At 68.7% G+C, this 24,564-nt stretch carries 32 protein-coding genes and 1 pseudogene; 26 read left to right on the top strand and 7 right to left on the bottom strand.

Annotation, left to right across the window (positions count from 1 at the left end; genetic code table 11):
* Positions 1-35 precede the first annotated feature (35 nt).
* Both ACFC0D_RS17915 and ACFC0D_RS17920 read right to left on the bottom strand, forming a co-directional pair.
* The gene (locus tag ACFC0D_RS17915) at positions 36-1,943 is read right to left on the bottom strand and encodes a PIG-L family deacetylase (RefSeq protein WP_376436580.1); all 1,908 of its coding nucleotides are present in this window, start codon (positions 1,941-1,943) and stop codon (positions 36-38) included.
* Positions 1,944-2,292: 349 nt separating this feature from the next.
* Positions 2,293-3,108, bottom strand: a pseudogene (locus ACFC0D_RS17920) (RNA repair domain-containing protein); the annotation flags it as partial.
* 163 nt (positions 3,109-3,271) lie between these two features.
* Here ACFC0D_RS17920 and ACFC0D_RS17925 point away from each other — a divergent pair.
* Together ACFC0D_RS17925 and ACFC0D_RS17930 are read left to right on the top strand one after the other, a co-directional pair.
* The gene (locus tag ACFC0D_RS17925; RefSeq protein ID WP_376436431.1) at positions 3,272-4,408 is read left to right on the top strand and encodes a hypothetical protein; all 1,137 of its coding nucleotides are present in this window, start codon (positions 3,272-3,274) and stop codon (positions 4,406-4,408) included.
* A 62-nt stretch (positions 4,409-4,470) separates the two neighbouring features.
* A complete protein-coding gene (locus ACFC0D_RS17930; protein WP_376436434.1) occupies positions 4,471-5,187 on the top strand; it encodes a YoaK family protein in 717 nt (238 codons plus the stop codon).
* 62 nt (positions 5,188-5,249) lie between these two features.
* Here the strand turns inward: ACFC0D_RS17930 and ACFC0D_RS17935 are convergent, their stop codons facing one another.
* The 5 genes from ACFC0D_RS17935 to ACFC0D_RS17955 all read right to left on the bottom strand — a co-directional run bounded on the left by ACFC0D_RS17935 (position 5,250) and on the right by ACFC0D_RS17955 (position 10,703).
* Positions 5,250-5,963 carry a toxin glutamine deamidase domain-containing protein gene (locus ACFC0D_RS17935; RefSeq protein WP_376436438.1) on the bottom strand — a complete coding sequence of 238 codons (714 nt, stop codon included), beginning with the start codon at positions 5,961-5,963 and terminating at the stop codon, positions 5,250-5,252.
* Positions 5,964-5,979: 16 nt separating this feature from the next.
* Positions 5,980-7,065 carry an ADP-ribosylglycohydrolase family protein gene (locus tag ACFC0D_RS17940; RefSeq protein WP_376436583.1) on the bottom strand — a complete coding sequence of 362 codons (1,086 nt, stop codon included), beginning with the start codon at positions 7,063-7,065 and terminating at the stop codon, positions 5,980-5,982.
* Positions 7,066-7,450: 385 nt separating this feature from the next.
* Positions 7,451-9,679 carry a putative T7SS-secreted protein gene (locus ACFC0D_RS17945; RefSeq protein ID WP_376436441.1) on the bottom strand — a complete coding sequence of 743 codons (2,229 nt, stop codon included), beginning with the start codon at positions 9,677-9,679 and terminating at the stop codon, positions 7,451-7,453.
* Entirely contained in the window at positions 9,679-10,377 is a 699-nt protein-coding gene (locus ACFC0D_RS17950; protein WP_376436444.1) for a hypothetical protein, read from the bottom strand. The genes ACFC0D_RS17945 and ACFC0D_RS17950 overlap by 1 nt, the downstream gene beginning before the upstream one ends.
* Positions 10,374-10,703 carry a hypothetical protein gene (locus tag ACFC0D_RS17955; protein WP_376436447.1) on the bottom strand — a complete coding sequence of 110 codons (330 nt, stop codon included), beginning with the start codon at positions 10,701-10,703 and terminating at the stop codon, positions 10,374-10,376. The genes ACFC0D_RS17950 and ACFC0D_RS17955 overlap by 4 nt, the downstream gene beginning before the upstream one ends.
* 916 nt (positions 10,704-11,619) lie before the next feature.
* On the opposite strand from ACFC0D_RS17955, the gene rpsJ reads away from it, so the two are divergent.
* The 24 genes from rpsJ to map all read left to right on the top strand — a co-directional run bounded on the left by rpsJ (position 11,620) and on the right by map (position 24,384).
* Positions 11,620-11,928 carry a 30S ribosomal protein S10 gene (gene rpsJ / locus ACFC0D_RS17960; RefSeq protein WP_003948644.1) on the top strand — a complete coding sequence of 103 codons (309 nt, stop codon included), beginning with the start codon at positions 11,620-11,622 and terminating at the stop codon, positions 11,926-11,928.
* Between the two features lie 13 nt (positions 11,929-11,941).
* Entirely contained in the window at positions 11,942-12,586 is a 645-nt protein-coding gene (rplC, locus tag ACFC0D_RS17965) for a 50S ribosomal protein L3 (protein ID WP_260229398.1), read from the top strand.
* A 4-nt stretch (positions 12,587-12,590) separates the two neighbouring features.
* Positions 12,591-13,241, top strand: coding sequence for a 50S ribosomal protein L4 (rplD, locus tag ACFC0D_RS17970; protein WP_376436451.1), 651 nt, complete (start codon positions 12,591-12,593; stop codon positions 13,239-13,241).
* Entirely contained in the window at positions 13,241-13,564 is a 324-nt protein-coding gene (rplW, locus tag ACFC0D_RS17975; RefSeq protein WP_352188385.1) for a 50S ribosomal protein L23, read from the top strand. The genes rplD and rplW overlap by 1 nt, the downstream gene beginning before the upstream one ends.
* A gap of 39 nt (positions 13,565-13,603) precedes the next feature.
* Positions 13,604-14,440, top strand: coding sequence for a 50S ribosomal protein L2 (gene rplB / locus ACFC0D_RS17980; RefSeq protein WP_355105123.1), 837 nt, complete (start codon positions 13,604-13,606; stop codon positions 14,438-14,440).
* Positions 14,441-14,452: 12 nt separating this feature from the next.
* The gene (gene rpsS, locus ACFC0D_RS17985; protein WP_015035577.1) at positions 14,453-14,734 is read left to right on the top strand and encodes a 30S ribosomal protein S19; all 282 of its coding nucleotides are present in this window, start codon (positions 14,453-14,455) and stop codon (positions 14,732-14,734) included.
* 42 nt (positions 14,735-14,776) lie between these two features.
* A complete protein-coding gene (rplV, locus tag ACFC0D_RS17990; protein ID WP_041662774.1) occupies positions 14,777-15,124 on the top strand; it encodes a 50S ribosomal protein L22 in 348 nt (115 codons plus the stop codon).
* Positions 15,124-15,960: a 30S ribosomal protein S3 gene (gene rpsC, locus ACFC0D_RS17995; RefSeq protein WP_260229395.1), complete on the top strand. Its 837-nt coding sequence runs from the start codon at positions 15,124-15,126 to the stop codon at positions 15,958-15,960. Before rplV ends, rpsC begins: the two co-directional genes overlap by 1 nt.
* Positions 15,961-15,965: 5 nt before the next feature.
* Positions 15,966-16,385, top strand: a complete 420-nt coding sequence (gene rplP, locus ACFC0D_RS18000; RefSeq protein WP_015035580.1) for a 50S ribosomal protein L16 — start codon at positions 15,966-15,968, stop codon at positions 16,383-16,385.
* Positions 16,385-16,609, top strand: a complete 225-nt coding sequence (gene rpmC, locus ACFC0D_RS18005; protein ID WP_361445390.1) for a 50S ribosomal protein L29 — start codon at positions 16,385-16,387, stop codon at positions 16,607-16,609. The genes rplP and rpmC overlap by 1 nt, the downstream gene beginning before the upstream one ends.
* Positions 16,609-16,890 (top strand): 30S ribosomal protein S17, encoded by a 282-nt coding sequence (rpsQ, locus tag ACFC0D_RS18010; RefSeq protein ID WP_260229394.1) that lies wholly within the window; start codon positions 16,609-16,611, stop codon positions 16,888-16,890. Before rpmC ends, rpsQ begins: the two co-directional genes overlap by 1 nt.
* 106 nt (positions 16,891-16,996) lie before the next feature.
* Entirely contained in the window at positions 16,997-17,365 is a 369-nt protein-coding gene (rplN, locus tag ACFC0D_RS18015; RefSeq protein ID WP_003956455.1) for a 50S ribosomal protein L14, read from the top strand.
* A 2-nt stretch (positions 17,366-17,367) separates the two neighbouring features.
* Positions 17,368-17,679 (top strand): 50S ribosomal protein L24, encoded by a 312-nt coding sequence (gene rplX / locus ACFC0D_RS18020; RefSeq protein ID WP_015035583.1) that lies wholly within the window; start codon positions 17,368-17,370, stop codon positions 17,677-17,679.
* Positions 17,679-18,239 (top strand): 50S ribosomal protein L5, encoded by a 561-nt coding sequence (rplE, locus tag ACFC0D_RS18025; RefSeq protein ID WP_376436458.1) that lies wholly within the window; start codon positions 17,679-17,681, stop codon positions 18,237-18,239. The genes rplX and rplE overlap by 1 nt, the downstream gene beginning before the upstream one ends.
* A 5-nt stretch (positions 18,240-18,244) precedes the next feature.
* Positions 18,245-18,430, top strand: coding sequence for a type Z 30S ribosomal protein S14 (locus tag ACFC0D_RS18030; protein ID WP_003948630.1), 186 nt, complete (start codon positions 18,245-18,247; stop codon positions 18,428-18,430).
* A 208-nt stretch (positions 18,431-18,638) separates the two neighbouring features.
* On the top strand, positions 18,639-19,037 hold the full coding sequence (gene rpsH, locus ACFC0D_RS18035) for a 30S ribosomal protein S8 (protein ID WP_158989430.1): 399 nt from the start codon (positions 18,639-18,641) through the stop codon (positions 19,035-19,037).
* A 21-nt stretch (positions 19,038-19,058) separates the two neighbouring features.
* A complete protein-coding gene (rplF, locus tag ACFC0D_RS18040) occupies positions 19,059-19,598 on the top strand; it encodes a 50S ribosomal protein L6 (RefSeq protein WP_361667570.1) in 540 nt (179 codons plus the stop codon).
* Positions 19,599-19,601: 3 nt separating this feature from the next.
* Positions 19,602-19,985, top strand: coding sequence for a 50S ribosomal protein L18 (rplR, locus tag ACFC0D_RS18045; protein ID WP_352188391.1), 384 nt, complete (start codon positions 19,602-19,604; stop codon positions 19,983-19,985).
* Positions 19,986-20,031: 46 nt separating this feature from the next.
* On the top strand, positions 20,032-20,634 hold the full coding sequence (gene rpsE / locus ACFC0D_RS18050) for a 30S ribosomal protein S5 (RefSeq protein WP_015035588.1): 603 nt from the start codon (positions 20,032-20,034) through the stop codon (positions 20,632-20,634).
* The gene (gene rpmD / locus ACFC0D_RS18055) at positions 20,634-20,816 is read left to right on the top strand and encodes a 50S ribosomal protein L30 (RefSeq protein ID WP_005313525.1); all 183 of its coding nucleotides are present in this window, start codon (positions 20,634-20,636) and stop codon (positions 20,814-20,816) included. The genes rpsE and rpmD overlap by 1 nt, the downstream gene beginning before the upstream one ends.
* Before the next feature lies 1 nt (position 20,817).
* Entirely contained in the window at positions 20,818-21,273 is a 456-nt protein-coding gene (gene rplO / locus ACFC0D_RS18060; RefSeq protein WP_376436462.1) for a 50S ribosomal protein L15, read from the top strand.
* Positions 21,274-21,484: 211 nt separating this feature from the next.
* Positions 21,485-22,804 carry a preprotein translocase subunit SecY gene (gene secY / locus ACFC0D_RS18065; protein ID WP_376436464.1) on the top strand — a complete coding sequence of 440 codons (1,320 nt, stop codon included), beginning with the start codon at positions 21,485-21,487 and terminating at the stop codon, positions 22,802-22,804.
* Positions 22,804-23,451 carry an adenylate kinase gene (locus tag ACFC0D_RS18070; protein ID WP_376436466.1) on the top strand — a complete coding sequence of 216 codons (648 nt, stop codon included), beginning with the start codon at positions 22,804-22,806 and terminating at the stop codon, positions 23,449-23,451. Before secY ends, ACFC0D_RS18070 begins: the two co-directional genes overlap by 1 nt.
* 96 nt (positions 23,452-23,547) lie before the next feature.
* Positions 23,548-24,384: a type I methionyl aminopeptidase gene (gene map, locus ACFC0D_RS18075; RefSeq protein ID WP_376436586.1), complete on the top strand. Its 837-nt coding sequence runs from the start codon at positions 23,548-23,550 to the stop codon at positions 24,382-24,384.
* Positions 24,385-24,564 lie beyond the last annotated feature (180 nt).

A 24,564-nucleotide genomic window follows, 5' to 3' on the forward strand; every position in this document is an offset into this window, starting at 1 on the left:
GACCGGGGGCCCTCGTCGTTTCCGTTCCGTTCTCCCTACTCCGAGGCGCCGGTCGGTTCGGTCGGGCGCCAGAGCCACGGGTGGGCGTCGGCGCCGAGACCCACGGCCAGCGGGCCGTCGGGGACGAGCCGCAGCGCCGCCGCCTGGACGGGAGTCGTTCCCTGCGTACGGGTCCAGAGCCTGCTGCCCCGCCGCAGCTGGATCCGGCCCCGCAGGTCCCTGCCGAGCAGTACGGCTCCACCGCCGTCCGCCGCGGCCGCCACCGGGCCGTACCCGTCGAAGGACGCGTTCCCGCGTCCCGACAGCAGCTCCTTCGCCGCCGGCCTGCGGTAGTACACCTCCAGCGCGCCGGCACCGGAGGCCGGGACGGCGGCGACCGGGTCGCCCGCGCCGGGGCGCGGAGCGGCAGGAGCGCCGTCGATCCAGTGCCGGACGGACTGCCGGCCCGCCGCCAGGAGATGGACGCGCCCGGCGGTGTCGACCACGGCGTCCAGACCGTCCTGGACCTCGTCGGCGCCGTTCTCGGTGCCGGGCAGGCGTCTCCACGACGACCAGCTCCCGTCGGTGGCCCGTACGCGCGTGGACACCCCCTTGTCCGCGTCGCGTACGAAGAGATGGACCCGGCCGTCGGGGGCGGTCACGGCCACCGGCACGCCGATCCGGCGCCCCCGGTCGTCGCCCCGCTCCGGATTGCCGAGCCCCCGCCATGCGAGGAACGGGCCGCCGGGGGAGCGCTGCTCCAGCAGGACGACCTCCCGCCTGTTGGCCCCGCCGTGGCCGTCGAACGCGGCGAACCGCACCCCGAAGAGCAGTACCCGGCCGTCGGGGAGCGTGGCCGACCCCAGCGCGGGCGCGAGCGGCCCGCCGCCGAGGTCCTCCGGCTCGCCCCACAGACCGGCCCCCTTCTCCGTCTCCCGCCAGCGGACGGCACGCAGCCCCAGCACCCCGTAGACGTCGAGCCGCTCGCCGGGCCGCGCCACGACGGCCGGACCAGAGCCCGGCCAGCGGTGGTGGGTGGCCCGTACCCAGCCCTTCCGGTTGGTCAGGGGACGGTCCCCGCCCACGCCGTAGTCCCCGCAGCCCGACGGATTGCCGCACTGCCAGGACGGATCGCCGCCGTACGGGACGAGATGCGCGGCCTTCTCCGCGAGGACCTGGGGCGGGAGGTTCTTCGGCCAGTGACGGTTGTAGTAGCCGCGGAACGCGGTCGCGACGAACGCCGGTATCGCCCCCGGGCCCTGCTGCGCCTCGGCCACCCAGCGGATCAGCGCCGCCCAGGAGAAGCAGGCCACGGCCGTGTGATCGCCGTGGTCGGAGTAGCCGGGCTGCTCGCTGTCGCGCTTGCGGGTCGCCTCGTCGCCGATCTGGATGTCGGGGTCCGGGTCGAGGGTCTGGACGACGGTCGGCCGGTAGCGGTCGAGGAGTCCCACGAGGACGTCGATCAGCTGGTCGTGGTCGTAGGTGTCCGACCGGTCGACGGGGGAGCCGGCGGAGAGATGCGTACGCAGTTCGAGGGCGCGGTCGTGCCACAGCGCGGGCACGGCCATGTAGCGCCGCGAGGTGTGCATCGGCAGATTGAGGAAGATCAGCTCGACCCGTCGGCCGCCGTGCACGAGCGTGTCGATCTCGGCCCGCCGCCCGCCGCGGAGAGTGGTGACGGCGCGCTGCCAGGGCGTGAACTTGTCGAGCCCGAGGAGCGTCGCGTACGCCTGGCGCAGGCCCTGGTGGCGGGCGGAGGAGTAGGCGGCCCTGTCCGGGGGAGTGTCGGGCATTCCGTCGATGCGATTGCGGCCCGTGTGCTCGCCCGCGGTGACGTAGACGGAGACGAGCGGGACGCCGGCGTCCAGCATCCGCTGGGTGTCCGGATTCATGAAGTACAGGTCGTCGTCCGGGTGGGCGGCGAACTGCATGAGTTGCGCCCGCCGCGTGCTGGCGATCGGCATCCCCGGAGCCGGGTCGGCAGTGGGCCCGGTACGGCGTGGAGCGGGTACGGAGCACCCGGCGAGCGAGCCCGCGAGGGTTGCCGTACCGAGGGCCACGGCGGCCGCGAGAACACCGCGCCGCCGGGGCAGGCCACCCGAAGCGGGCCTGGATATGTGGTCCACTGCTGCTTCCCCCGTGCCGCCGACCGGTCCGTGCCGGTCCCTGAACGTCCCCTGAAACGGCGGACGGCCAGGTCGGGGCCGAGATCCGCGCCTAGCTAGACGGCTTGGCGGTACGGAGGGTTGCGCACGAACGCGTATTCGTGTGCCGAACGTGCGTATCGGCTCCCGGGGATGCCTAGGCGGCGTCGGCGTCCTCGGGGCGGCGCACCTCGCCGGTCCCGAGCGCCACCGTCGCCCGTACCCGCATCGGGCCGTCCTCGCGGCGCGACAGCAGCACCAGCTCGGTCACCCGGGCCGTCATGGAGCCGAGCAGCGCCTCGGAGGTGGTGGCGAGGGTGTGCGGGTCGTGGCTGCGGCCGAGGGAGAGGTGCGGGGTGAAACCCCTGGCCTGCCCGCCGCACCGGGGGAAGCGGAGTTCCAGGGCCTCCCGGAGGTGGGCCCACGGCTGCTCGCCGGCCGCGCAGGGGTCGAGCCAGACCGTGGCGTCCTCGCGGTGACCGAACCAGTGGACGCCCTCCAGCTGGGCACGGAACGGGTGCGTTCCCCGCGCCGCCGCGGCCACCAGGGGCGCGGCCCGTTCGAAGTCGGATTCCGGTACGAAGCCGAAGAGGACGTTGACGTGCGGGGGCCAGCGGTGGATCTGGCGGTCGTGCACGCGGCGGATGTGCTGGATCGCGGGCCACAGCCGCCGCGGTGGGATCCAGGCCACCGCCGTCCGGTTCGTGGCGGGCACGGCCAGGACCTCCTCGGGCGGCACGGGCTCGGCCTCCACCGCCACGGTCTCGTCGAGCCGGTCCAGGCCCGTCGCCCGGTCCCAGACCAGCTCGCCGTCGGCCTCGAAGAAGATCACCCGATGCCAGGGGATCTCACCGCCCGGTACGAAGTCGGGCAACGCCACCCGCGCCGGCCCGGCCCCGCGCTCGGCGATCCCCATCACGAAGCGCTCCGGATCGAAGCGGGGATCCCACAGCACCCGGTGGTAGATCTCGTCACTGGTGTGCACACGCAGCGTCTGCCCAGAGCACGACGTCTCAGTCGGCCGTACCGGGCAACTCCGGGTGTCTGTGGGCGATCGCGAGATGATCAGTACCGCTGGTCCGTCCTTCCGGCGGCCGGGGCCGCGTGAGGGCGTCCTCGGCGCAACATGCGACACACGGGTGGGGAACATGAGTGAGAAGCCGTCGGTCTCCGACGAGGAATGGGCCTCGTTCGTCGAGGCCGCGCAGCGCGACGGAGTCGGCGTCACGCCTTCCGGCAAGAGCCTCGGGAAAGGCCTCGGGAAGGGCCTTGGGAAGGCCCGGATACCCAAGCGTCGGAGGCCGGTGCGCCCGCGCTCCGGACCCGGCCGGTCGGAGAGGAAGCGCCAGGTCAAGGCCGTCGTCGGGATCGCCCTGGTGGCCGGGCTGGCGCTGGTGGCCGTACGGCCGCAGCTGGTGACCGACCGGCTGCCGGACAGCGTGACCTCCGGCCTGCCCACGAGCTGGACGAGTCGTACCGAGGACGACACCCCGCTCGCGGCCGAGACGGCACGTCCGACCGAGGCGCCGCCCGAGGGGGCCCTCCCGGACCGCCCGACGCGCAAGGAGCCCTTCAGGGGATCCCCGGCCCTCCGCTGGGCCGACGGGGCCGCCGGGATCGAACTGCCGCCGGCGAAGGCGGTCGGCGGCCTGTCGAAGGCACAGGTGGCGCAGGGGCTCGACACGGCCAGGAGGTTCCTGGTCGCCGCGAACCTGGATCCGGCGACGCTGCGCGGGCAGCGGCCGACCGCGGCGATCGAACTGCTCGAGCCCCGGCAGAACGACGTCCGCGGGATCGTCGACCGCGCGCTCACCCGACCGGACGAGAAGCACAACCCGTTGTGGCTGTTCAGCCGCTTCGACCCGGCGGAGGTGCGGGTCGTCGGCGACGTGGTCAAGACCCGCGGGCGGACGACGTTCGTCGCGGGGGAGCGTCAGGGCGAGGTCCTGATCCACGCGGACTACACCTTCGTCTACCCGCTGGTGAAGACCCGCCCCGGCTTCGACGAGGTGGCGCGGACCGTCGTCCGCCGCCAGATGACCTTCGCCCTGTACGACCCGTCCAGGATCCTGGCGACCCCCGGCAAGCTCCACGTCCTCCGCATGGACGAGTTCGCCGGCAACGACGACTGCACGAGGGACGGGACCGGGTTCCTGCATCCCGAGTTCAGCGAGGATCTGGCCGCCAAGCCGCCCCGCACCGGGCCGGAGGTCGACCCGTACGACCGCAGCAAGGATCTGGACCGGGCGGAGAAGGACTGCACCGGGGTGGTCACCCGCACCTGAGGGGGTCCGGGCAGGAGCTGAGCCGACGGGCGGGGTGATCGTTCCCGCCCTAGGGTCCGGGTATGAAGCCCAGGGCAGGGGGCGCGCTCACCTCGATCATGATCGTGCTCACGCTGACGACCGGCATGATCGAGGCCGTCGGTTTTCTCGCCCTGGGGCCGGTCTTCACCGCGATGCAGACCGGCAATCTGCTCCTGCTCTCGTTCGCGGTAACCGGCGCCGCCGGTCTCTCCCCGGCAGCCGCCGGAGTCTCCTGCGCGGGCTTCGTGGCCGGCGCGCTGCTCGGTTCACTGCTGGAGTCGACCGTGGACACCCGCGGGCACCGCTGGTTCGCTCCCGCGCTGTTCGGCGAGGGGGTGCTGCTGGGTCTGGCGGCGCTGGTCGCGTGGCGTGGCGGAGTCGACGGACCGGGCGGGCCCGTGGCCGGTCACCACTTCGCCGTGACCGCGCTGGTCGCCGCCGCCATGGGGGTACGCAACATCACGACCCTGCGGGTGCGGGTCCCGGACGTGCCCACGACGCTGTCGACCCGCGCCCTGACGGCGTTCCTCGGCGGGCTGCCGCACGTCGCGGACCCCCGCATCGGCTCGGGCGCCCGCCATGAGGGCCGCCGGTTCGCCTCGATCGGGGCGATGTTCGCGGGCGGCGTGCTGGGCGCCTTGCTGCTGCACGAAGGGGTGCGCCCGGCTGCGGTCCTGGGCGTCCCTTGCGTGCTGGTCCTGCTCCTGGGCGTGGCGTCCTGGATGGCGCCGGAGCGGCGTACGTCCGAGCCGGGATGAAGCCGCGGTCGCAGGACTCGCAGCTCGGGGGCCTGTGCCGAACGGGCGGCCGGGCCCGTCCTTCACGGGGCGGAGATCGGCAGTGCCTCTGCCCGGAGGAGGATCAGCTCGCGTACGTGTGCGGTGTCCAGCTCGGCCAGGGCTGCCGTGATGCCGTCCAGGAGGACGACCTGGCCGTTGTTGTTGTGGGCGTAGATCAGGTTCCCGGTCGCTTCCTGGCCGCCGACCTCGCGGCGTACCCACACGAGCCCGCGCGTATCCGGCCCCGGTCCCTGAAGGGCCCTGATCACGTCGTTCCAGTCGGCCACCGACACGGGCGTGAAACCCGGGAAGTACCGGCGGTTCAGCCGGTCCCACCAGGCGGGGGCCTCATGGGCCGGGCGCCAGGGCAGGGCGACCGACCGGTGCCCGCCCAGCGTGGAGTGCAGCGCGGCGACGCAACCACGCGCGTTGATACGGCGCGCCTGGTTCCGGACGCGAGCCGCGGTCTCGCGTGCGGCCCCCCGTTCCAGGTCCGCCAGCGGCGCGCTGGAGGAGGGGTGGAACGGGGAGCTGCCGTCCTTGGGCACGACGAGCGAGGCCGCGAGCATCGGCGAGCGCGGATAGCCGGGCTGCGGGAGGGCCTGGCATGACAGCAGCCAGGCCGTGTCCGTCTCGTACACCGGCTGCGGTACGGCGAGCTCGACGAGCCCGCCGTAGACCGCGGCGAGCCAGGCGGTCGCCTGCCGGGTGGGGTTCGGCGTCCCCGCCGAAGCCCGGAGTTCCTCGGTCTCCATGCCTTTCACCTCAGGCTCAGACATCCCACTGGGAGCTCAGGGCTTGGATGCGATCCCGGTACTCCAGCACCGTGACCCACTCGTGCACCCAGTACTTGGGTCCGTGCTTCGCCCCGGCGAAAGCGCCGGCGAGGGCTGCGATGGAGTCGGAGTCCCCGGAGGAGTGCGCTCCTCGCATGATCGATCCGCGGGCGTCGCCCCGGACGAGGAGGAAGCAGTACAGGGCCGTGGCGAGGGCCTCCTCGGCGACCCAGCCGGGCCCGACCGCCTCCGAGGGGTCCCGGTCCATGTCCGGGGCGCGGAGTGCGTCGGACACCTTGTCGAGGGCGCGCAGGCATTCGTCCCAACCGAACGCGATGTACGACGCGGGGTCCGGAGCTCCTGCCTTGTGCGCGAGGTTTCCGAGCCAGTCCCCTCGATATGTGTGCCGCGACTCCTGCGCGTACGAGCGCAGCCGGGGGAGGAGATCGTCCAGGGCGCAGCCCTGGAGGAGGAGCCAGACGGCGTGCGCCGTCAGGTCGCTGGCGGCGAGCGCCGTGGGGTGGCCGTGCGTCATGGCCGCCTGGAGTTGCGCGATACCTGAGCGCTGCTCGGCCGACAGGCCGGGTACGAGGGCGACGGGAGCCACACGCATGTTCGCGCCGCAGCCCTTGGAACTGATGACCGTGGCGTCCTGCCAAGGGAGGCCACGCTCCAGTGCCGCGCAGGCGTTCAGACAGGTCTGGCCGGGGGCGCGGTTGTTGTCCGGGGAGCGAAGCCAGGCCACGAGGTGCTTGCGCAGGGCCGCCTCGACCTGGGCGGGGGTGACGGACTGCGCCGCCCCCCAGGGCCCTCCCGTCCCCTTGGGACTCGTCGTGACGTCCGCCAGGGCTTCCCCGACGGCCAGTGCCATCTGGGTGTCGTCGGTCACCCGCACGATGTCGCCGGGGGAGAGGGGCATCTCCATCCTGTGCCAGGGGCCGAACGTGGCGGTGATCTGCTCCATGGTCAGGAACTCGGTGGGGTAGCCCATGGCATCTCCGAGCGCGAGGCCGAACAGCACCCCCCTCGTCGCGCGCCACGGACGCTCCCTGGGGGGCCACCCGGCAAGGTCTCTGACCACGTCGGAGTTCGGGGCCTGAGCAGCCGAGCCCGGTACGACGTGGCTGTGGGTGGACGCGTTCCGGGTCATCTCGGCGAGCGCTTCCGAGGGCGCGAGGCCACGGGCCTTGGCATCACGCAGCCGCTCGATCCACTCGCTGCCCTCGTTGGCGGCACTCCTGAGACTGATCCAGGAGGCCGCCGCGTCCTCGTCGTTGACCCACAGGTAGCCGATCACCGTCCCGCTGGAACTCGCCACGGTGACGTACTCGACGGGCCTGCTGGTGCGGGACACGTACTGCGGAGGTCCCGTGGAGATCAGGGGGCCTTCGTCCAGGGTGTGTGGCGGGGTGGTCCGCTTGACGAAGCGGAGCGGTTCCTTATTGCCGTTCATGCGCGGTTCCTTCTCAATTCCTGGGCAGGATTTCCCCGTAGATCTGCCACTGGCCGTTCTCGTCCTCGAAGGCCCGTGTCACGCGGTAGCTCGTGCCCCGCCCGAGCAGAAGCTCCCGCTCCCCCATGCCGAAATGGCTGACCTTCTCCAGCCACAGGGCATTGGTCCCTTCGGGGACTCGCAGGTGGAGGATGCCCTGCTTGTCCGCGAAGGCCGCCACGGGATGATCACCGAGGGAGGTGGACATGTAGGCCGGGTCGGTCTCCGTCCTCCCCACCAGCTGTGCAGGGTTGTCGACACCGTAGTGGCCCACCCCTTGCCCGCGTACCACCATGACGTCCTCCGCAAGAGGCCGGCCGGCGAGCCCCTTGTCGACCTCGTCGATGTTACGGAGGACGTCCGGCGTGCCCAGGTCGGCATTGCCCCTGAGGTATCCGTTCATCTCCTTGTAGGTGGCGTAATTGGGATCCGGGTCTCCCCAGTGTTCGGCCGAGTAGTCGAAGAGCGACTTCTTGGTCGGATCGGGAAGACCGCTCGCATAGTCGTTCCAGTGGTCCCGGCCGTAGGCGATCGCGTCATTGGGGTCGGGGAAGGACACAGCGCCGTCGGCCACTTCCGCGGAGGCGACCTGGTGCTTCTGATCGACGCCGAGGCCGTCGAACTCGTCCGCCGAAGCGTGCGGCTCGTACGTGAACCCATTGTCGGGCTGCCCGCCGGGCCCGTCATTGACCTCCTTGAGCTCCGGATACTGGTCGTCCAGGAAGTCCTGAGCCGTCTTGGGATCCACCGAGTCCGCGTGAACGGCACCCTCGTCCACATGGTGCGTGGGCTGGGCCAGGTCGTCCCATTTCTGGGCGACCCCCGCCGCGTCGTCGGCCATCCCGGCCGGCGACGGCCAGGCGGTCGGGGGGTCGATCGTCCAGCCAGGGGGCAGCTGGGAGACCGCGTTGTCGGCCACTCCGGCCGGCGGCGTGTGCGGCATCGCGTTGTCGGCCAGCCCCGTCGGCGGCGACGTCGGCGTACCGCCGAGGTTGTCCGCGTACCTCACGCTCCCCGACGCCCCCGTCTCCAGCCCCTCCTTGGCCGCGAACCGCAGGCCGCCCCTGGCGAGGCCCGTGCCCTTCGTGCCGATCAGTTCGGGGATGAGACGGCCGAGGAACTCGGACGGGTCCTTCTTGAAGCTCTCGACGGCGGCCGACACCGCGCGCTCGGGGTGGGCGGCCGTGGAGACCAGGCCGGAGAGCGTCATCGAGACGTTCTGCGAGTACTCGGCCGGGTGCGTCAGGTTGTACGGATCGAACGGGACGAGACCCCGTACGAAGTTGACCAGTCCCGCCGTCCCCTTGAGGGCGCCGCCCACCACGTGGGTCAGCTCCTGGTTGTAGGCCTGGTATCCGTCGGCGATGTTGTCGCCCAGACGCTCGAGCGGCGGTGGTTCGGCCGGGGCGTGGGCCAAGGCCTTTTCGACCCTGGCCCGGGCGGCGCTCGCGGCGGTGTTCCGCTGCTCGCGGGCATGGGCGAGCCGGGACCTGGCCCCCTCGAGGAGCGTCTTCGCGGCGGTCTTGGCCTCGGCGGCCCCGGCACTCTTCTCGGTGGCCCCGGCCTCCTCCGCGGCTGCTGCCGCCTTGGCCTCCTCGGCTGCCGCCTTGGCCTTCTCGGCTGCCTGCATGCCCTTCCGGTACAGGTCGATGGCTTCGTGCGCCTCGCCCTGCGCCCACTTCACGGTGTCCGCGTAGGCCTCCAGCGCTGCGGCGGCCTCCTCGCACGCGTCGGCCGCGTGCAGCCATTTGGTGGGGTGGACGCCGAACTTCTCACGGAAGGAGTCGCCGCCCATGCCCTTCCAGCGCGAGGAGTCGACCTTCCTCATGCCCTGGCCGACCTTTTCGAAAGCGCCCCGGAAGTCCTTCAGGTGCCCCGCGCTCTCGAGGATCTTGGCGGGGTTGCCGTGGACGAGTTCGTTCGCCTCCTCGGTCTGGCCGAGCTGCTTCTCGCCGGGTGTCGCGCCGAGGTCCGACGCGACACCGTCTCCCCAGTCCGTGACCCAGTCGGCGGCCTTGTGCATGCCGTAGGAGTCGAGGCGCTCGCCGGCCTCGTCGGTCGCCCAGTCGACGGTCTCGCCCAGCGCCTTCTTGCCGGAGTCGATGCCGTCCTCGATGGCGCCGAGGCCTTCGTTGATGCCGCGTTCGATGCCTTTGCCGATGCCACTGATGCCGTCGCCGATGTCGCCGAGCAGGCCGCCCATCAGCCCTCACCGCCACGCTGCTGCTGAGGCGGCACGCCCTGCTGTTGTTGCTGCTGCTGTTGGGCGGCGGCGGCCCGCTCCTCCGCCGAGGGCCCGAACGTGTCGTCGAGCATCTGCTCGTACTGGGCGTCGGAGATGCCGACGGAGGAGTGCATCTGCTGCGGGTTCAGGCCGGGCAGACCGACCGTGTTGGAGGTCATCACATCGCGCCCGGCGTCCTTCCAGCCCTGGGCCGAGTTCTCCCTCGCCCGATCCCAGGATTCCTGGCTGTAGTCCACGCCGCCGAAGACCCCGGACGTGGCGATGTCGCCCCAGCCCTTCTTCGTGACCTCGTCCTCGGACGCGTACGGATTACCGATGGCAGCGTTGGTCACGATCTTGAACGTGCCCTCCAGATACTGCTCGGTCTCGTGGTACGTACCGGCCGACAGGCCCGTCGCCACGGCGAACTTGTTGCCCTCGTTGATCAGGGCGCGCACGCCCCATTCCCAGCGCTCGCAGAACGACGTGAACGTCCCCGTCAGCCCTTCGTGGCCCAGCATCAGGCCGGACAGCGCGATGTCGCCGAAGCCGCGGCCGGCGCCCGCCATGCTGTCCATGCCGAGCTCCTTGAGCTCGTTCAGCGCCAGCGTCAGGCCGTCCGCGATCTCGCCCAGTCCGCTCGTGGCCAGGTCCTTGTTGCCCTCGCCCCCGCTCATCGCGCAGCCCCCCACCCGGTGTGTCCCGTTACGTTTCCGTCCACCGCCACCGCGTCCGGTACGACCCCGGCCACCGGCGGAAACAGCACGGCGTGCTCGGCGCCGTCCGCTGCGTCCACGGCCACCCCGCACGGCACCTCCGCGCTCGGCACGGCCACGTCCAGCAGCCGGGCCCCGAGCACCGTCTCGTAGTCCCACTCCATGCCGCCCTCGCCCCGGGCGAGGGCGTACCGGGCCAGCGCCGACTCGTCGGAGAACGCGAGGATCCATCGCACGCCGCCGAAGTCCACGGTCAGCCAGCCCCCGTCCCGACGCGGCACGAGCACTGCCGTCGCCCGGAAGAGCTCCAGTACCGCATCGAACTCGCGCCGGGCCTCCGCGACGGCGTCCTGCGTCGCACCCGGCTCGCCCTGGCCATCACCGGGGAACGAGGGTGACGGGGCGGCGGCGCGCGCGCCGGGCGGAGACGGCTGCGGGGGAGACCACGGCGCCGGAGACGGCTCTGGGGGAGACCCCGATGGGGGAGACCACCCCACATGCGCCGGGTCCGGTGTGGAGTCGGTGGCCCGTGTCGGTTGGCCCTGAGGCTCGACGGGCATGTCTGCGTAGTCTGCGAGCCGGAACTGCCGCGACGGCGTGTCCGAGCTTTCCCCGTGATCGATCACCGCGCCACCATGGCACAGGGGCAGAGACGGTTCCCAGTCGCGCGACGGCAATCCGTACATGCCCGGGCATGCCGGGCGGGCCGATGCGAAGACGGTGTGTGGACCGTGTGTATGTCGGCGGAACGGCCGGGAAGGTCCGGGCCCGCGTCGTCCGGCGGCGGACGAGGGGCGTGTCGCACCCCGGGTTTGATCTCCGTCACGCCAGGGGTACTCTCTTCGGCCCGATTGGCCACCGCAGCGCCCCGTATGGCAGACTGTCGGGGTTGCTCGGTTGAGTGCCGATGCTGCGCGCCTCCCGTCGGGGGGACCGGAAGCGAGTCCCACAGTACTCGTCGCTCCTTCTCAGGAGCGGACGTACGGGAATCTTCCGGGAAGCGTCAGCGGGGTGCCGGCCAGGCACTCGGTGGGTGTTCTGCCCCCGACTCGCGGTTCTGGGACCGCACCCCCTTGGTTGGGAGATCCTTAGGGATTTCTGCGTAGAGGGAGTGCGACACGCCCGACCGCGTGGGTCGGAGACAGAGTCACGAGAGCCCCCGAGTCCAGAGCGTTAACCAAGACAAAGGACTACTGAGTAGCCATGGCGGGACAGAAGATCCGCATCCGGCTCAAGGCCTACGACCACGAGGTCATCGACTCCTCGGCGAAGAAGATCGTCGAGACGGTGACGCGCACTGGTGCGTCGGTCGCGGGCCCGGTGCCGCTGCCCACTGAGAAGAACGTGTACTGCGTCATCAAGTCGCCGCACAAGTACAAGGACTCGCGCGAGCACTTCGAGATGCGCACGCACAAGCGCCTCATCGACATCCTCGACCCCACGCCGAAGACGGTTGACTCGCTCATGCGCCTCGACCTCCCGGCGGGCGTCGACATCGAGATCAAGCTCTGAGGTGACGCGCGAGATGGCTAAGAACATCAAGGGCATCCTGGGCGAGAAGCTCGGCATGACGCAGGTCTGGGACGAGAACAACCGGGTCGTCCCGGTGACCGTCGTCAAGGCCGGCCCCAATGTCGTGACCCAGGTGCGTACGAACGACATCGACGGCTACGAGTCGGTCCAGATCGCCTTCGGCGAGATCGACCCGCGCAAGGTGAACAAGCCCCTCAAGGGTCACTTCGCCAAGGCCGACGTCACCCCGCGCCGTCACCTTGTGGAGCTCCGCACCGCTGACGCCTCCGAGTACACGCTCGGCCAGGAGATCACCGCCGAGCTCTTCGAGGCCGGTGTGAAGGTCGACGTCACCGGTAAGAGCAAGGGCAAGGGCTTCGCCGGTGTCATGAAGCGCCACAACTTCCGTGGTGGCAAGGCCTCCCACGGTGCCCACCGCGTGCACCGCAAGCCCGGTTCGATCGGTGGCTGCGCCACCCCGGGCCGTGTCTTCAAGGGCATGCGCATGGCCGGCCGTATGGGCAACGAGCGCGTGACCACCCAGAACCTGACCGTTCACGCCGTTGACGCGGAGAAGGGCCTGCTCCTGATCAAGGGTGCGGTTCCTGGTCCGAACGGCGGCCTCGTCCTGGTCCGCACCGCGGCCAAGGGGGCCTGAGGATATGAGCACCATTGACATTCTGTCGCCCTCCGGCGACAAGACCGGGACCGTCGAGCTCCCGGCCGAGATCTTCGAGGCCAAGATCAGCATCCCGCTGATCCACCAGGTCGTCGTCGCGCAGCTGGCCGCCGCCCGTCAGGGCACGCACAAGGTCAAGACGCGTGGCGAGGTCCGCGGTGGTGGCAAGAAGCCGTACCGCCAGAAGGGCACCGGCCGCGCCCGTCAGGGTTCGACCCGCGCCCCGCAGTTCGCCGGTGGTGGCGTCGTGCACGGTCCCGTGCCGCGTGACTACTCGCAGCGGACCCCGAAGAAGATGAAGGCCGCCGCCCTCCGCGGTGCCCTCTCCGACCGGGCGAACCACTCCCGCATCCACGTCGTCTCCGGCGTGGTCGAGGGTGGCATCTCCACCAAGGCCGCCAAGACGCTGTTCGGCAAGATCTCGGAGCGCAAGAACCTGCTCCTGGTCGTCGAGCGCGCCGACGAGGCCGCGTGGCTGTCCGCCCGCAACCTGCCCCAGGTGCACATCCTGGAGCCGGGCCAGCTGAACACGTACGACGTGATGCGATCCGACGACGTGGTCTTCACCCAGGCCGCCCTCGAGTCCTTCGTGTCTGGCCCCAAGGCCGCTGACAACGAAGGGAGCGAGGCCTGATGTCCGAGGCCACGATCACCAGCAAGACCTTCACGGACCCGCGTGACATCCTCGTCAAGCCGGTTGTTTCCGAGAAGAGCTACGCGCTGCTCGACGAGAACAAGTACACGTTCATCGTTGCGCCCGGCGCCAACAAGACCCAGATCAAGCAGGCCGTCGAGGCGGTCTTCTCGGTCAAGGTCACCGGGGTCAACACGATCAACCGTCAGGGCAAGCGCAAGCGCACCCGCACCGGTTTCGGCAAGCGCGCCAACACCAAGCGCGCCATCGTGACCCTTGCCGAGGGCAACCGTATCGACATCTTCGGCGGCCCGACCGCCTGACGGCGGTCGAGTCGTCCGGAATCGGACGAGGACTGAGAAATGGGAATCCGCAAGTACAAGCCGACTACGCCGGGCCGCCGTGGCTCCTCCGTAGCCGACTTCGTCGAGATCACGCGGTCCACGCCGGAGAAGTCGCTGGTCCGCCCCCTGCACAGCAAGGGCGGCCGTAACAACACCGGTCGGATCACGGTTCGACACCAGGGTGGCGGCCACAAGCGCGCCTACCGCGTGATCGACTTCCGTCGTCACGACAAGGACGGCGTGCCGGCGAAGGTCGCTCACATCGAGTACGACCCCAACCGCACCGCGCGCATCGCGCTGCTCCACTACGCGGACGGCGAGAAGCGCTACATCATCGCCCCGCGTGGTCTCGCGCAGGGCGACCGGGTTGAGAACGGCCCCGCGGCCGACATCAAGCCCGGCAACAACCTGGCCCTCCGTAACATCCCGGTCGGTACCACGATCCACGCGATCGAGATCCGTCCCGGCGGTGGCGCCAAGTTCGCCCGTTCCGCGGGTGCCTCCGTGCAGCTGCTGGCGAAGGAGGGCACGATGGCCCACCTTCGTATGCCGTCCGGTGAGATCCGTCTCGTCGACGCCCGCTGCCGCGCCACCATCGGCGAGGTCGGCAACGCCGAGCAGTCGAACATCAACTGGGGCAAGGCCGGCCGTAAGCGCTGGCTGGGTGTTCGCCCGACCGTTCGCGGTGTGGCGATGAACCCGGTGGACCACCCGCACGGTGGTGGTGAGGGCAAGACCTCCGGTGGTCGCCACCCGGTCTCCCCGTGGGGTCAGAAGGAGGGTCGTACTCGCTCGCCGAAGAAGGCTTCGAGCAAGTACATCGTCCGCCGCCGCAAGACGAACAAGAAGCGCTAGGAGCGGGTTTAGATGCCGCGCAGTCTCAAGAAGGGACCCTTCGTTGACGGCCACCTCGTGAAGAAGGTGGACGCTCAGAACGAAGCCGGTACCAAGAACGTCATCAAGACCTGGTCCCGTCGCTCGATGATCATCCCGGCCATGCTCGGCCACACGATCGCGGTGCACAACGGCAAGACCCACATTCCGGTGTTTGTCACCGAGTCGATGGTCGGCCACAAGCTCGGCGAGTTCTCGCCGACGCGCACCTTCCGGGGTCACGTGAAGGACGACCGGAAGTCGAAGCGCCGCTAGTAGCGGGGTGGAATGACCATGACAGACACTGGAAGGACAACCATGGAAGCCAGGGCCCAGGCGCGGTACATCCGCGTTACGCCCATGAAGGCCCGCCGTGTGGTGGACCTTATCCGTGGCATGGATGCCACGGAGGCTCAGGCGGTCCTGCGTTTCGCCCCGCAGGCCGCGAGCGTGCCGGTCGGCAAGGTGCTGGACAGCGCCATCGCCAACGCCGCGCACAACTACGACCACAGTGACGCCTCTTCGCTGTACATCAGCGAGGCGTTCGTGGATGAGGGCCCGACCCTGAAGCGGTTCCGTCCGCGTGCTCAGGGCCGTGCCTACCGGATCCGTAAGCGGACCAGCCACATCACCGTGGTCGTCAGCAGCAAGGAAGGAACCCGGTAATGGGCCAGAAGGTTAACCCGCATGGGTTCCGGCTCGGCATCACCACGGACTTCAAGTCCCGTTGGTACGCCGACAAGCTGTACAAGGACTACGTCAAGGAAGACGTCGCCATCCGTCGGATGATGACGTCCGGCATGGAGCGCGCCGGCATCTCGAAGGTTGAGATCGAGCGCACCCGTGACCGTGTGCGGGTGGACATCCACACCGCGCGTCCCGGCATCGTCATCGGCCGCCGTGGCGCCGAGGCCGACCGCATCCGCGGCGACCTCGAGAAGCTCACGGGCAAGCAGGTCCAGCTGAACATCCTCGAGGTCAAGAACCCCGAGATGGACGCTCAGCTGGTTGCTCAGGCCGTTGCCGAGCAGCTCTCCTCCCGCGTCTCCTTCCGTCGCGCCATGCGTAAGAGCATGCAGGGCACGATGAAGGCCGGCGCCAAGGGCATCAAGATCCAGTGCGGCGGTCGCCTCGGCGGCGCCGAGATGTCCCGCTCGGAGTTCTACCGCGAGGGCCGTGTGCCCCTGCACACCCTCCGCGCGAACGTCGACTACGGCTTCTTCGAGGCCAAGACGACCTTCGGCCGCATCGGCGTGAAGGTCTGGATCTACAAGGGCGATGTCAAGAACATCGCCGAGGTCCGCGCCGAGAACGCAGCGGCCCGTGCGGGTAACCGCCCGGCCCGTGGCGCCGGTGACCGTCCGGCCGGTGGCCGCGGTGGTCGCGGTGGCGAGCGTGGCGGTCGCGGTCGCAAGCCGCAGCAGGCTCAGGCTGCCGAGGCCCCCAAGGCCGACGCTCCCGCCGCCGCTCCGGCTGCTGAGAGCACCGGAACGGAGGCCTGACCGAAATGCTGATCCCCCGTAGGGTCAAGCACCGCAAGCAGCACCACCCGAAGCGCAGCGGTATGTCCAAGGGTGGTACGCAGGTTGCGTTCGGCGAGTACGGCATTCAGGCCCTCACTCCGGCGTACGTGACCAACCGCCAGATCGAGGCGGCTCGTATCGCGATGACCCGCCACATCAAGCGTGGCGGCAAGGTCTGGATCAACATCTACCCGGACCGCCCGCTGACCAAGAAGCCTGCCGAGACCCGCATGGGTTCCGGTAAGGGTTCGCCGGAGTGGTGGATCGCGAACGTCAAGCCCGGTCGGGTGATGTTCGAGCTGTCCTACCCGAACGAGAAGATCGCGCGCGAGGCCCTGACCCGTGCGGCCCACAAGCTGCCGATGAAGTGCAAGATCGTTAAGCGCGAAGCAGGTGAGCTGTGATGACCGCCGGTACCAAGGCGTCCGAGCTGCGCGAGCTGGGCAACGAGGAGCTTGTCGCCAAGCTCCGCGAGGCCAAGGAAGAGCTGTTCAACCTCCGCTTCCAGGCGGCGACCGGTCAGCTCGAGAACCACGGTCGGCTCAAGTCCGTCCGTAAGGACATCGCCCGGATCTACACCCTGATGCGTGAGCGCGAGCTGGGCATCGAGACGGTGGAGAACGCCTGATGAGCGAGAGCAATGTGACTGAGAAGACCGAGCGCAACGCTCGCAAGGTCCGCGAGGGCCTGGTCGTCAGCGACAAGATGGACAAGACCGTCGTCGTCGCCGTCGAGGACCGCGTCAAGCACGCGCTGTACGGCAAGGTCATCCGCCGTACGAACAAGCTCAAGGCTCACGACGAGCAGAACGCTGCCGGCGTCGGCGACCGCGTCCTCCTGATGGAGACCCGGAAGCTGTCGTCGACGAAGCACTGGCGCGTCATCGAGATCCTCGAGAAGGCCAAGTAATCACCTGAGGGGTTTCCCTCAGGTCAGTTCCGCCAGGCTCGGTGGGGGACTCGCCTCGTAAGAGGCGGTCCCCCGCCGGGAACCGGCAGACAATCAGGAGATAGACGTGATCCAGCAGGAGTCGCGACTGCGTGTCGCCGACAACACTGGTGCCAAGGAGATCCTTTGCATCCGTGTTCTCGGTGGTTCCGGTCGCCGCTACGCGGGCATCGGTGACGTCATCGTCGCCACCGTCAAGGACGCGATCCCCGGTGGCAACGTGAAGAAGGGTGACGTCGTCAAGGCGGTCATCGTTCGCACCGTCAAGGAGCGCCGCCGCCAGGACGGCTCGTACATCCGCTTCGACGAGAACGCCGCTGTCATTCTCAAGAACGACGGCGACCCTCGTGGCACCCGTATCTTCGGCCCGGTGGGCCGTGAGCTGCGCGAGAAGAAGTTCATGAAGATCATCTCGCTCGCGCCGGAGGTGCTGTAAGCATGAAGATCAAGAAGGGCGACCTGGTTCAGGTCATCACCGGTAAGGACAAGGGCAAGCAGGGCAAGGTCATCACGGCCTTCCCCCGCGAGAACCGCGTCCTCGTCGAGGGTGTCAACCGGGTCAAGAAGCACACCAAGGCCGGCCCGTCGCAGGCCGGTGGCATCGTCACGACCGAGGCGCCTGTCCACGTCTCCAACGTCCAGCTGGTCGTTGAGAAGGACGGCAAGAAGGTCGTCACGCGCGTCGGTTACCGCTTCGACGACGAGGGCAACAAGATCCGCGTTGCCAAGCGGACGGGTGAGGACATCTGATGGCTACCACCACCACCACTCCGCGTCTCAAGACGAAGTACCGCGAGGAGATCGCGGGCAAGCTGCGTGAGGAGTTCTCCTACGAGAACGTCATGCAGATCCCCGGTCTCGTCAAGGTCGTGGTCAACATGGGTGTGGGCGACGCCGCCCGCGACTCCAAGCTGATCGAGGGCGCCATCCGCGACCTCACCACGATCACCGGTCAGAAGCCGGCCGTCACCAAGGCTCGCAAGTCCATCGCGCAGTTCAAGCTGCGTGAGGGCCAGCCGATCGGTGCGCACGTCACCCTCCGTGGCGACCGCATGTGGGAGTTCCTCGACCGCACCCTGTCGCTCGCGCTTCCGCGCATCCGCGACTTCCGTGGTCTGTCCCCCAAGCAGTTCGACGGGCGTGGCAACTACACCTTCGGTCTCACGGAGCAGGTCATGTTCCACGAGATCGACCAGGACAAGATCGACCGTGTCCGGGGTATGGACATCACCGTGGTGACCACGGCGACCAACGACGCTGAGGGCCGTGCCCTTCTCCGTCACCTCGGCTTCCCGTTCAAGGAGGCGTAAGCGAGATGGCGAAGAAGGCTCTCATCGCGAAGGCTGCCCGCAAGCCCAAGTTCGGCGTGCGTGGCTACACGCGCTGCCAGCGCTGTGGTCGTCCCCACTCCGTGTACCGCAAGTTCGGCCTGTGCCGCGTGTGCCTTCGTGAGATGGCTCACCGTGGCGAGCTGCCGGGCGTGACCAAGAGCTCCTGGTAATCCCTTCATTGGGATGACCGGAGTCTCTCGGTAAGCAGAGGGTTGGCGGAGGCCCACCCCTCCATGGCTTAGGCTAGGAGGGTTGGGCGTCCGCCGCCCGTACGACTTACTACGCCGTAGGTCCCCGCGCCGCACCCGTCCCGCCCCTGTGTGGGGAGAGGGATGGCGCATACAGGAAACCCCGGCGAGAGAGGCCGAAGGCCAATTCATGACCATGACTGATCCCATCGCAGACATGCTCACGCGTCTGCGTAACGCGAACTCGGCGTACCACGACTCCGTGTCGATGCCGCACAGCAAGATCAAGTCTCACATCGCGGAAATCCTCCAGCAGGAGGGCTTCATCACGGGCTGGAAGGTCGAGGACGCCGAGGTCGGCAAGAACCTCGTCCTCGAGCTCAAGTTCGGTCCGAACCGTGAGCGCTCCATCGCGGGCATCAAGCGGATCTCGAAGCCGGGCCTCCGGGTTTACGCGAAGTCCACCAACCTGCCGAAGGTTCTCGGCGGCCTGGGCGTGGCGATCATCTCCACGTCCCACGGCCTCCTGACCGGCCAGCAGGCAGGCAAGAAGGGCGTAGGTGGGGAAGTCCTCGCCTACGTCTGGTAGTCGGGAACGGAGGAATAGCTAATGTCGCGTATTGGCAAGCTGCCTATCCAGGTTCCCGCCGGCGTGGACGTCACCATCGAGGGCCGCTCGGTCACGGTCAAGGGTTCCAAGGGCACCCTGACCCACACCGTTGCCGCGCCGATCGAGATCGTTAAGGGCGAGGACGGCGTTCTCAACGTCACCCGTCCGAACGACGAGCGTCAGAACAAGGCCCTCCACGGCCTGTCCCGCACGCTGGTGGCCAACATGATCACCGGTGTGACCCAGGGTTACGTGAAGGCGCTCGAGATCAGCGGTGTCGGTTACCGCGTTGCCGCGAAGGGCTCCAACCTGGAGTTCCAGCTCGGCTACAGCCACCCGATCCTGGTGGAGGCGCCCGAGGGCATCTCCTTCAAGGTCGAGTCGCCGACCAAGTTCTCGGTCGAGGGCATCGACAAGCAGAAGGTCGGCGAGGTCGCGGCGAACATCCGCAAGCTGCGGAAGCCCGACCCGTACAAGGCCAAGGGCGTCAAGTACGCCGGCGAGGTCATCCGCCGCAAGGTCGGAAAGGCTGGTAAGTAAGCCATGGCATACGGTGTGAAGATCGCCAAGGGCGACGCTTACAAGCGTGCGGCCAAGGCCCGCCGTCACATCCGCATCCGCAAGAACGTGTCGGGTACGGCGGAGCGTCCGCGCCTCGTCGTGACGCGTTCCAACCGCGGTATCACCGCTCAGGTCATCGACGACCTCAAGGGTCACACCCTTGCGTCCGCGTCGAACCTGGACGCGTCGATCCGTGGCGGCGAGGGTGACAAGTCGTCGCAGGCCAAGCAGGTCGGCGCTCTTGTCGCCGAGCGCGCCAAGGCCGCGGGTGTCGAGGCTGTCGTGTTCGACCGTGGTGGCAACAGGTACGCCGGGCGCATTGCCGCTCTGGCTGACGCCGCCCGCGAAGCCGGGCTGAAGTTCTAAGCCCCGGTTCCGGGACTAACGGACGTAACAGAGAGAGGTAAATCCAATGGCTGGACCCCAGCGCCGCGGAAGCGGTGCCGGTGGCGGCGAGCGGCGGGACCGGAAGGGCCGTGACGGCGGCGCTGCCGCCGAGAAGACCGCGTACGTTGAGCGCGTTGTCGCGATCAACCGCGTCGCCAAGGTTGTCAAGGGTGGTCGTCGCTTCAGCTTCACCGCGCTGGTCGTGGTGGGCGACGGTGACGGCACCGTAGGTGTCGGTTACGGCAAGGCCAAGGAAGTTCCCGCGGCCATCGCCAAGGGTGTCGAGGAAGCCAAGAAGAACTTCTTCAAGGTTCCCCGCATCCAGGGCACCATCCCTCACCCGATCCAGGGCGAGAAGGCCGCGGGCGTCGTCCTGCTCAAGCCGGCTTCCCCCGGTACCGGCGTTATCGCCGGTGGCCCGGTGCGTGCCGTGCTCGAGTGCGCCGGCGTTCACGACATCCTGTCGAAGTCGCTCGGCTCCGACAACGCGATCAACATCGTGCACGCGACCGTGGAGGCCCTGAAGGGCCTGCAGCGTCCCGAGGAGATCGCGGCTCGCCGTGGTCTGCCCCTCGAGGACGTCGCTCCCGCGGCTCTGCTCCGTGCTCGTGCGGGAGCGGGTGCGTAATGGCCCGCCTCAAGATCACGCAGACGAAGTCGTACATCGGCAGCAAGCAGAACCACCGCGACACCCTGCGTTCGCTCGGGCTCAAGCGCCTGAACGACGTGGTCGTCAAGGAGGACCGCCCCGAGTTCCGCGGAATGGTGCACACCGTCCGCCACCTCGTGACGGTTGAGGAGGTCGACTGACATGGCGGAGAACAACCCGCTGAAGGTCCACAACCTCCGTCCCGCCCCGGGCGCCAAGACCGCCAAGACCCGTGTGGGTCGTGGTGAGGCGTCGAAGGGTAAGACGGCCGGTCGTGGTACCAAGGGCACGAAGGCCCGTTACCAGGTTCCGCAGCGCTTCGAGGGTGGGCAGATGCCCCTCCACATGCGTCTGCCGAAGCTCAAGGGCTTCAAGAACCCGTTCCGCACCGAGTACCAGGTCGTGAACCTGGACAAGCTCGGCGCTCTCTACCCCGAGGGTGGAGAGGTCACGGTGGCCGACCTGGTCGCCAAGGGCGCGGTGCGCAAGAACAGCCTCGTCAAGGTGCTCGGCGCCGGCGAGATCTCCGTGGCGCTGCAGGTGACGGTCGACGCCGTCTCCGGCTCCGCCAAGGAGAAGATCGCCGCCGCCGGCGGCACCGTCACCGAGCTCGTCTGAGACGACTCGATGGCCTGAACATCCGACCGGGGATGCCTCTCAAAAGGGGCATCCCCGGTTGGTCGTTCCTAGGGGGGCATGTCCGCCGGTAAGGTGGCGTGCACTGTCTATGCTCCGTGCGGTATGCCCGCACGGTTTTTGACTGGTACCTATTCGTCGAACCTCAAGACCGTCACCTCTGGCGCATGGCGCGGGGGTCGCAGGAGGCACCGTGCTCACCGCGTTCGCCCGGGCGTTCAAGACGCCCGACCTGCGCAAGAAGCTGCTCTTCACGCTCGGCATCATCGTGCTGTACCGGCTCGGGGCACACATCCCCGTGCCCGGTGTCAGTTACCAGGCCGTACAGCAGTGTGTGGACCAGGCGAGCCAGGGCAACAACACCCTGTTCGGCCTGGTGAACATGTTCAGTGGCGGGGCGCTGCTGCAGATCACCATCTTCGCGCTCGGCATCATGCCGTACATCACGGCGAGCATCATCCTGCAGCTGCTGACCGTCGTGATCCCGCGTCTGGAAGCCCTCAAGAAGGAGGGGCAGTCGGGCACCGCGAAGATCACGCAGTACACGCGCTATCTGACGATCGCCCTCGCCATCCTGCAGGGCACCGGTCTCGTCGCCACCGCCAAGAGCGGTGCGCTGTTCAGCGGCTGCACGGTGGCCAACCAGGTCGTCCCGGACCCGTCCGTCTTCACCATCGCCACGATGGTCATCACGATGACCGCCGGTACCGCCGTCGTCATGTGGCTCGGTGAGCTCATCACCGACCGCGGCATCGGCAACGGCATGTCGATCCTGATGTTCATCTCGATCGCCGCCGGCTTCCCGGGCGCGCTGTGGGCCATCAAGGAGAGCGGCAAGCTCGCCAAGGGCTGGATCGAGTTCGGCACCGTCATCCTCGTCGGCTTCGTGATGGTGGCGCTCGTCGTCTTCGTCGAGCAGGCCCAGCGTCGTATCCCGGTGCAGTACGCGAAGCGCATGATCGGCCGCAGGTCCTACGGCGGAACGTCCACTTATATCCCGCTCAAGGTGAACCAGGCAGGTGTGATTCCTGTCATCTTCGCCTCGTCGCTGCTCTACATCCCGGCCTTGATCGCGCAGTTCTCGAACTCGTCTTCAGGGTGGAAGACCTGGATCGAAGCCCACTTCGTCAAGGGTGACCACCCCTACTACATCGCGACGTACTTCCTCCTGATCGTGTTCTTCGCCTTCTTCTACGTGGCGATCTCGTTCAACCCCGAGGAAGTTGCCGACAACATGAAGAAGTATGGTGGCTTCATCCCGGGTATCCGGGCTGGTCGACCTACTGCCGAGTATCTGAGCTACGTGCTCAACCGGATCACTTGGCCGGGCTCGCTGTATCTGGGTCTGATCGCTCTTGTGCCGACGATGGCGTTGGCAGGCTTCGGTGGCGCCAATGCCAACTTCCCGTTCGGCGGGACGAGCATCCTCATCATCGTGGGTGTGGGGCTGGAGACCGTGAAGCAGATCGAGAGCCAGCTCCAGCAGCGCAATTACGAAGGGTTCCTCCGCTGATGCGAATCGTCCTCGTCGGACCGCCCGGTGCGGGCAAGGGTACGCAGGCCGCGTTCCTTGCCAAGAACCTGGACATTCCGCACATCTCCACGGGTGACCTGTTCCGCGCCAACATCTCGCAGGGCACGGAGCTGGGTCTCAAGGCCAAGGCGTACATGGACGCCGGCGACCTTGTCCCGGACGAGGTGACCATCGGAATGGCCAAGGACCGGATGGAGCAGCCGGACGCCGTCAACGGCTTCCTGCTGGACGGGTTCCCGCGGAACGTGGCCCAGGCCGAGGCTCTGGACACGGTGCTCAAGGCCGAGGACATGCAGCTGGACGCTGTCCTCGACCTGGAGGTCCCCGAGGACGAGGTCGTGAAGCGGATCGCGGGTCGCCGCATCTGCCGCAACGACAGCGCGCACGTCTTCCACGTCGAGTACAACGCGCCGAAGACCGAGGGTGTCTGCGACGCCTGCGGCGGCGAGCTGTACCAGCGCCCGGACGACTCCGAGGAGACCGTCCGCAAGCGCCTGGAGGTCTACCACACGCAGACCGAGCCGATCATCGACTACTACCGGGCGCAGAACCTGGTCGTGACGATCACGGCGCTCGGCAAGGTGGACGAGGTCACCGCCAAGGCGATGGCCGCGCTCAAGAAGTAACCCTGGTTCGTTCGATACGGCCGCGGTGCCCCTCGGGGCGCCGCGGCCGTATCGTTGTTCTGTCCCGTGTACACGCAAGGAAAGGCCCCCGCCACGATGGTGCAGATCAAGACCCCCGAGCAGATCGCGAAGATGCGCGAGGCGGGGCTGGTCGTCGCCGCCATCCACGCGGCGACCCGTGAGGCGGCCGTGCCGGGCGCCACGACGAAGGACCTGGACGAGGTCGCCCGCAAGGTGATCGCAGACCACGGGGCGAAGTCGAACTTCCTCGGGTACGGCGGCTTCCCCGCGACGATCTGCACCTCGGTCAACGAGGTCGTCGTCCACGGCATCCCGGACGAGAAGACCGTTCTCAAGGACGGCGACATCATCTCCATCGACGCCGGCGCGATCGTGGACGGCTGGCACGGCGACGCCGCGTACACGGCGTTCGTGGGCACGGGTCACGCGCCGGAGCTGATCGAGCTCTCGCGGGTGACCGAGGAGTCGATGTGGGCCGGCATCGCCGCGATGAAGAACGGCAACCGGCTCGTGGACGTCTCCCGGGCGATCGAGACGTACATCCGCCGTCAGCCGAAGCCGGGCGGCGGCAAGTACGGCATCGTCGAGGACTACGGCGGCCACGGCATCGGCACCGAGATGCACATGGACCCGCACCTGCTGAACTACGTCTCCCGCAAGCGCGGCAAGGGCCCGAAGCTGGTTCCCGGCTTCTGCCTGGCGATCGAGCCCATGGTCTCGCTCGGCACGCCCCGCACGGAGGTCCTGGCGGACGACTGGACGGTCGTCTCCACGGACGGCACCTGGTCCTCCCACTGGGAGCACTCGGTGGCCGTGACGGAGGAGGGCCCGCTGGTCCTGACGGCCCCCGACTGCGGCAGGGCGAAGCTGGCGGAGCTGGGCGTGGTGGCAGCGCCGGATCCCTTGGCGTAGCCGACGGGGCGCGCCGGCGTCGGCCGGCGCCCGCCCTCCGGCCACGAGGGCTGCGTCGCGGGATGGGGCTGCGGCAGGGCGAAGCCGGCGGAAGCCGGGCGTCGTGGCGGCGCCGGATCCTTACCCTGGGCCCTGAGGGCCTGGGGAGACCCCTGTGGCGCAGGGCCGCCGAGCCGCGGC

Origin of the sequence: Streptomyces sp. NPDC056222 (genome assembly GCF_042264065.1) — a bacterium.
GTDB lineage: Bacteria > Actinomycetota > Actinomycetes > Streptomycetales > Streptomycetaceae > Streptomyces.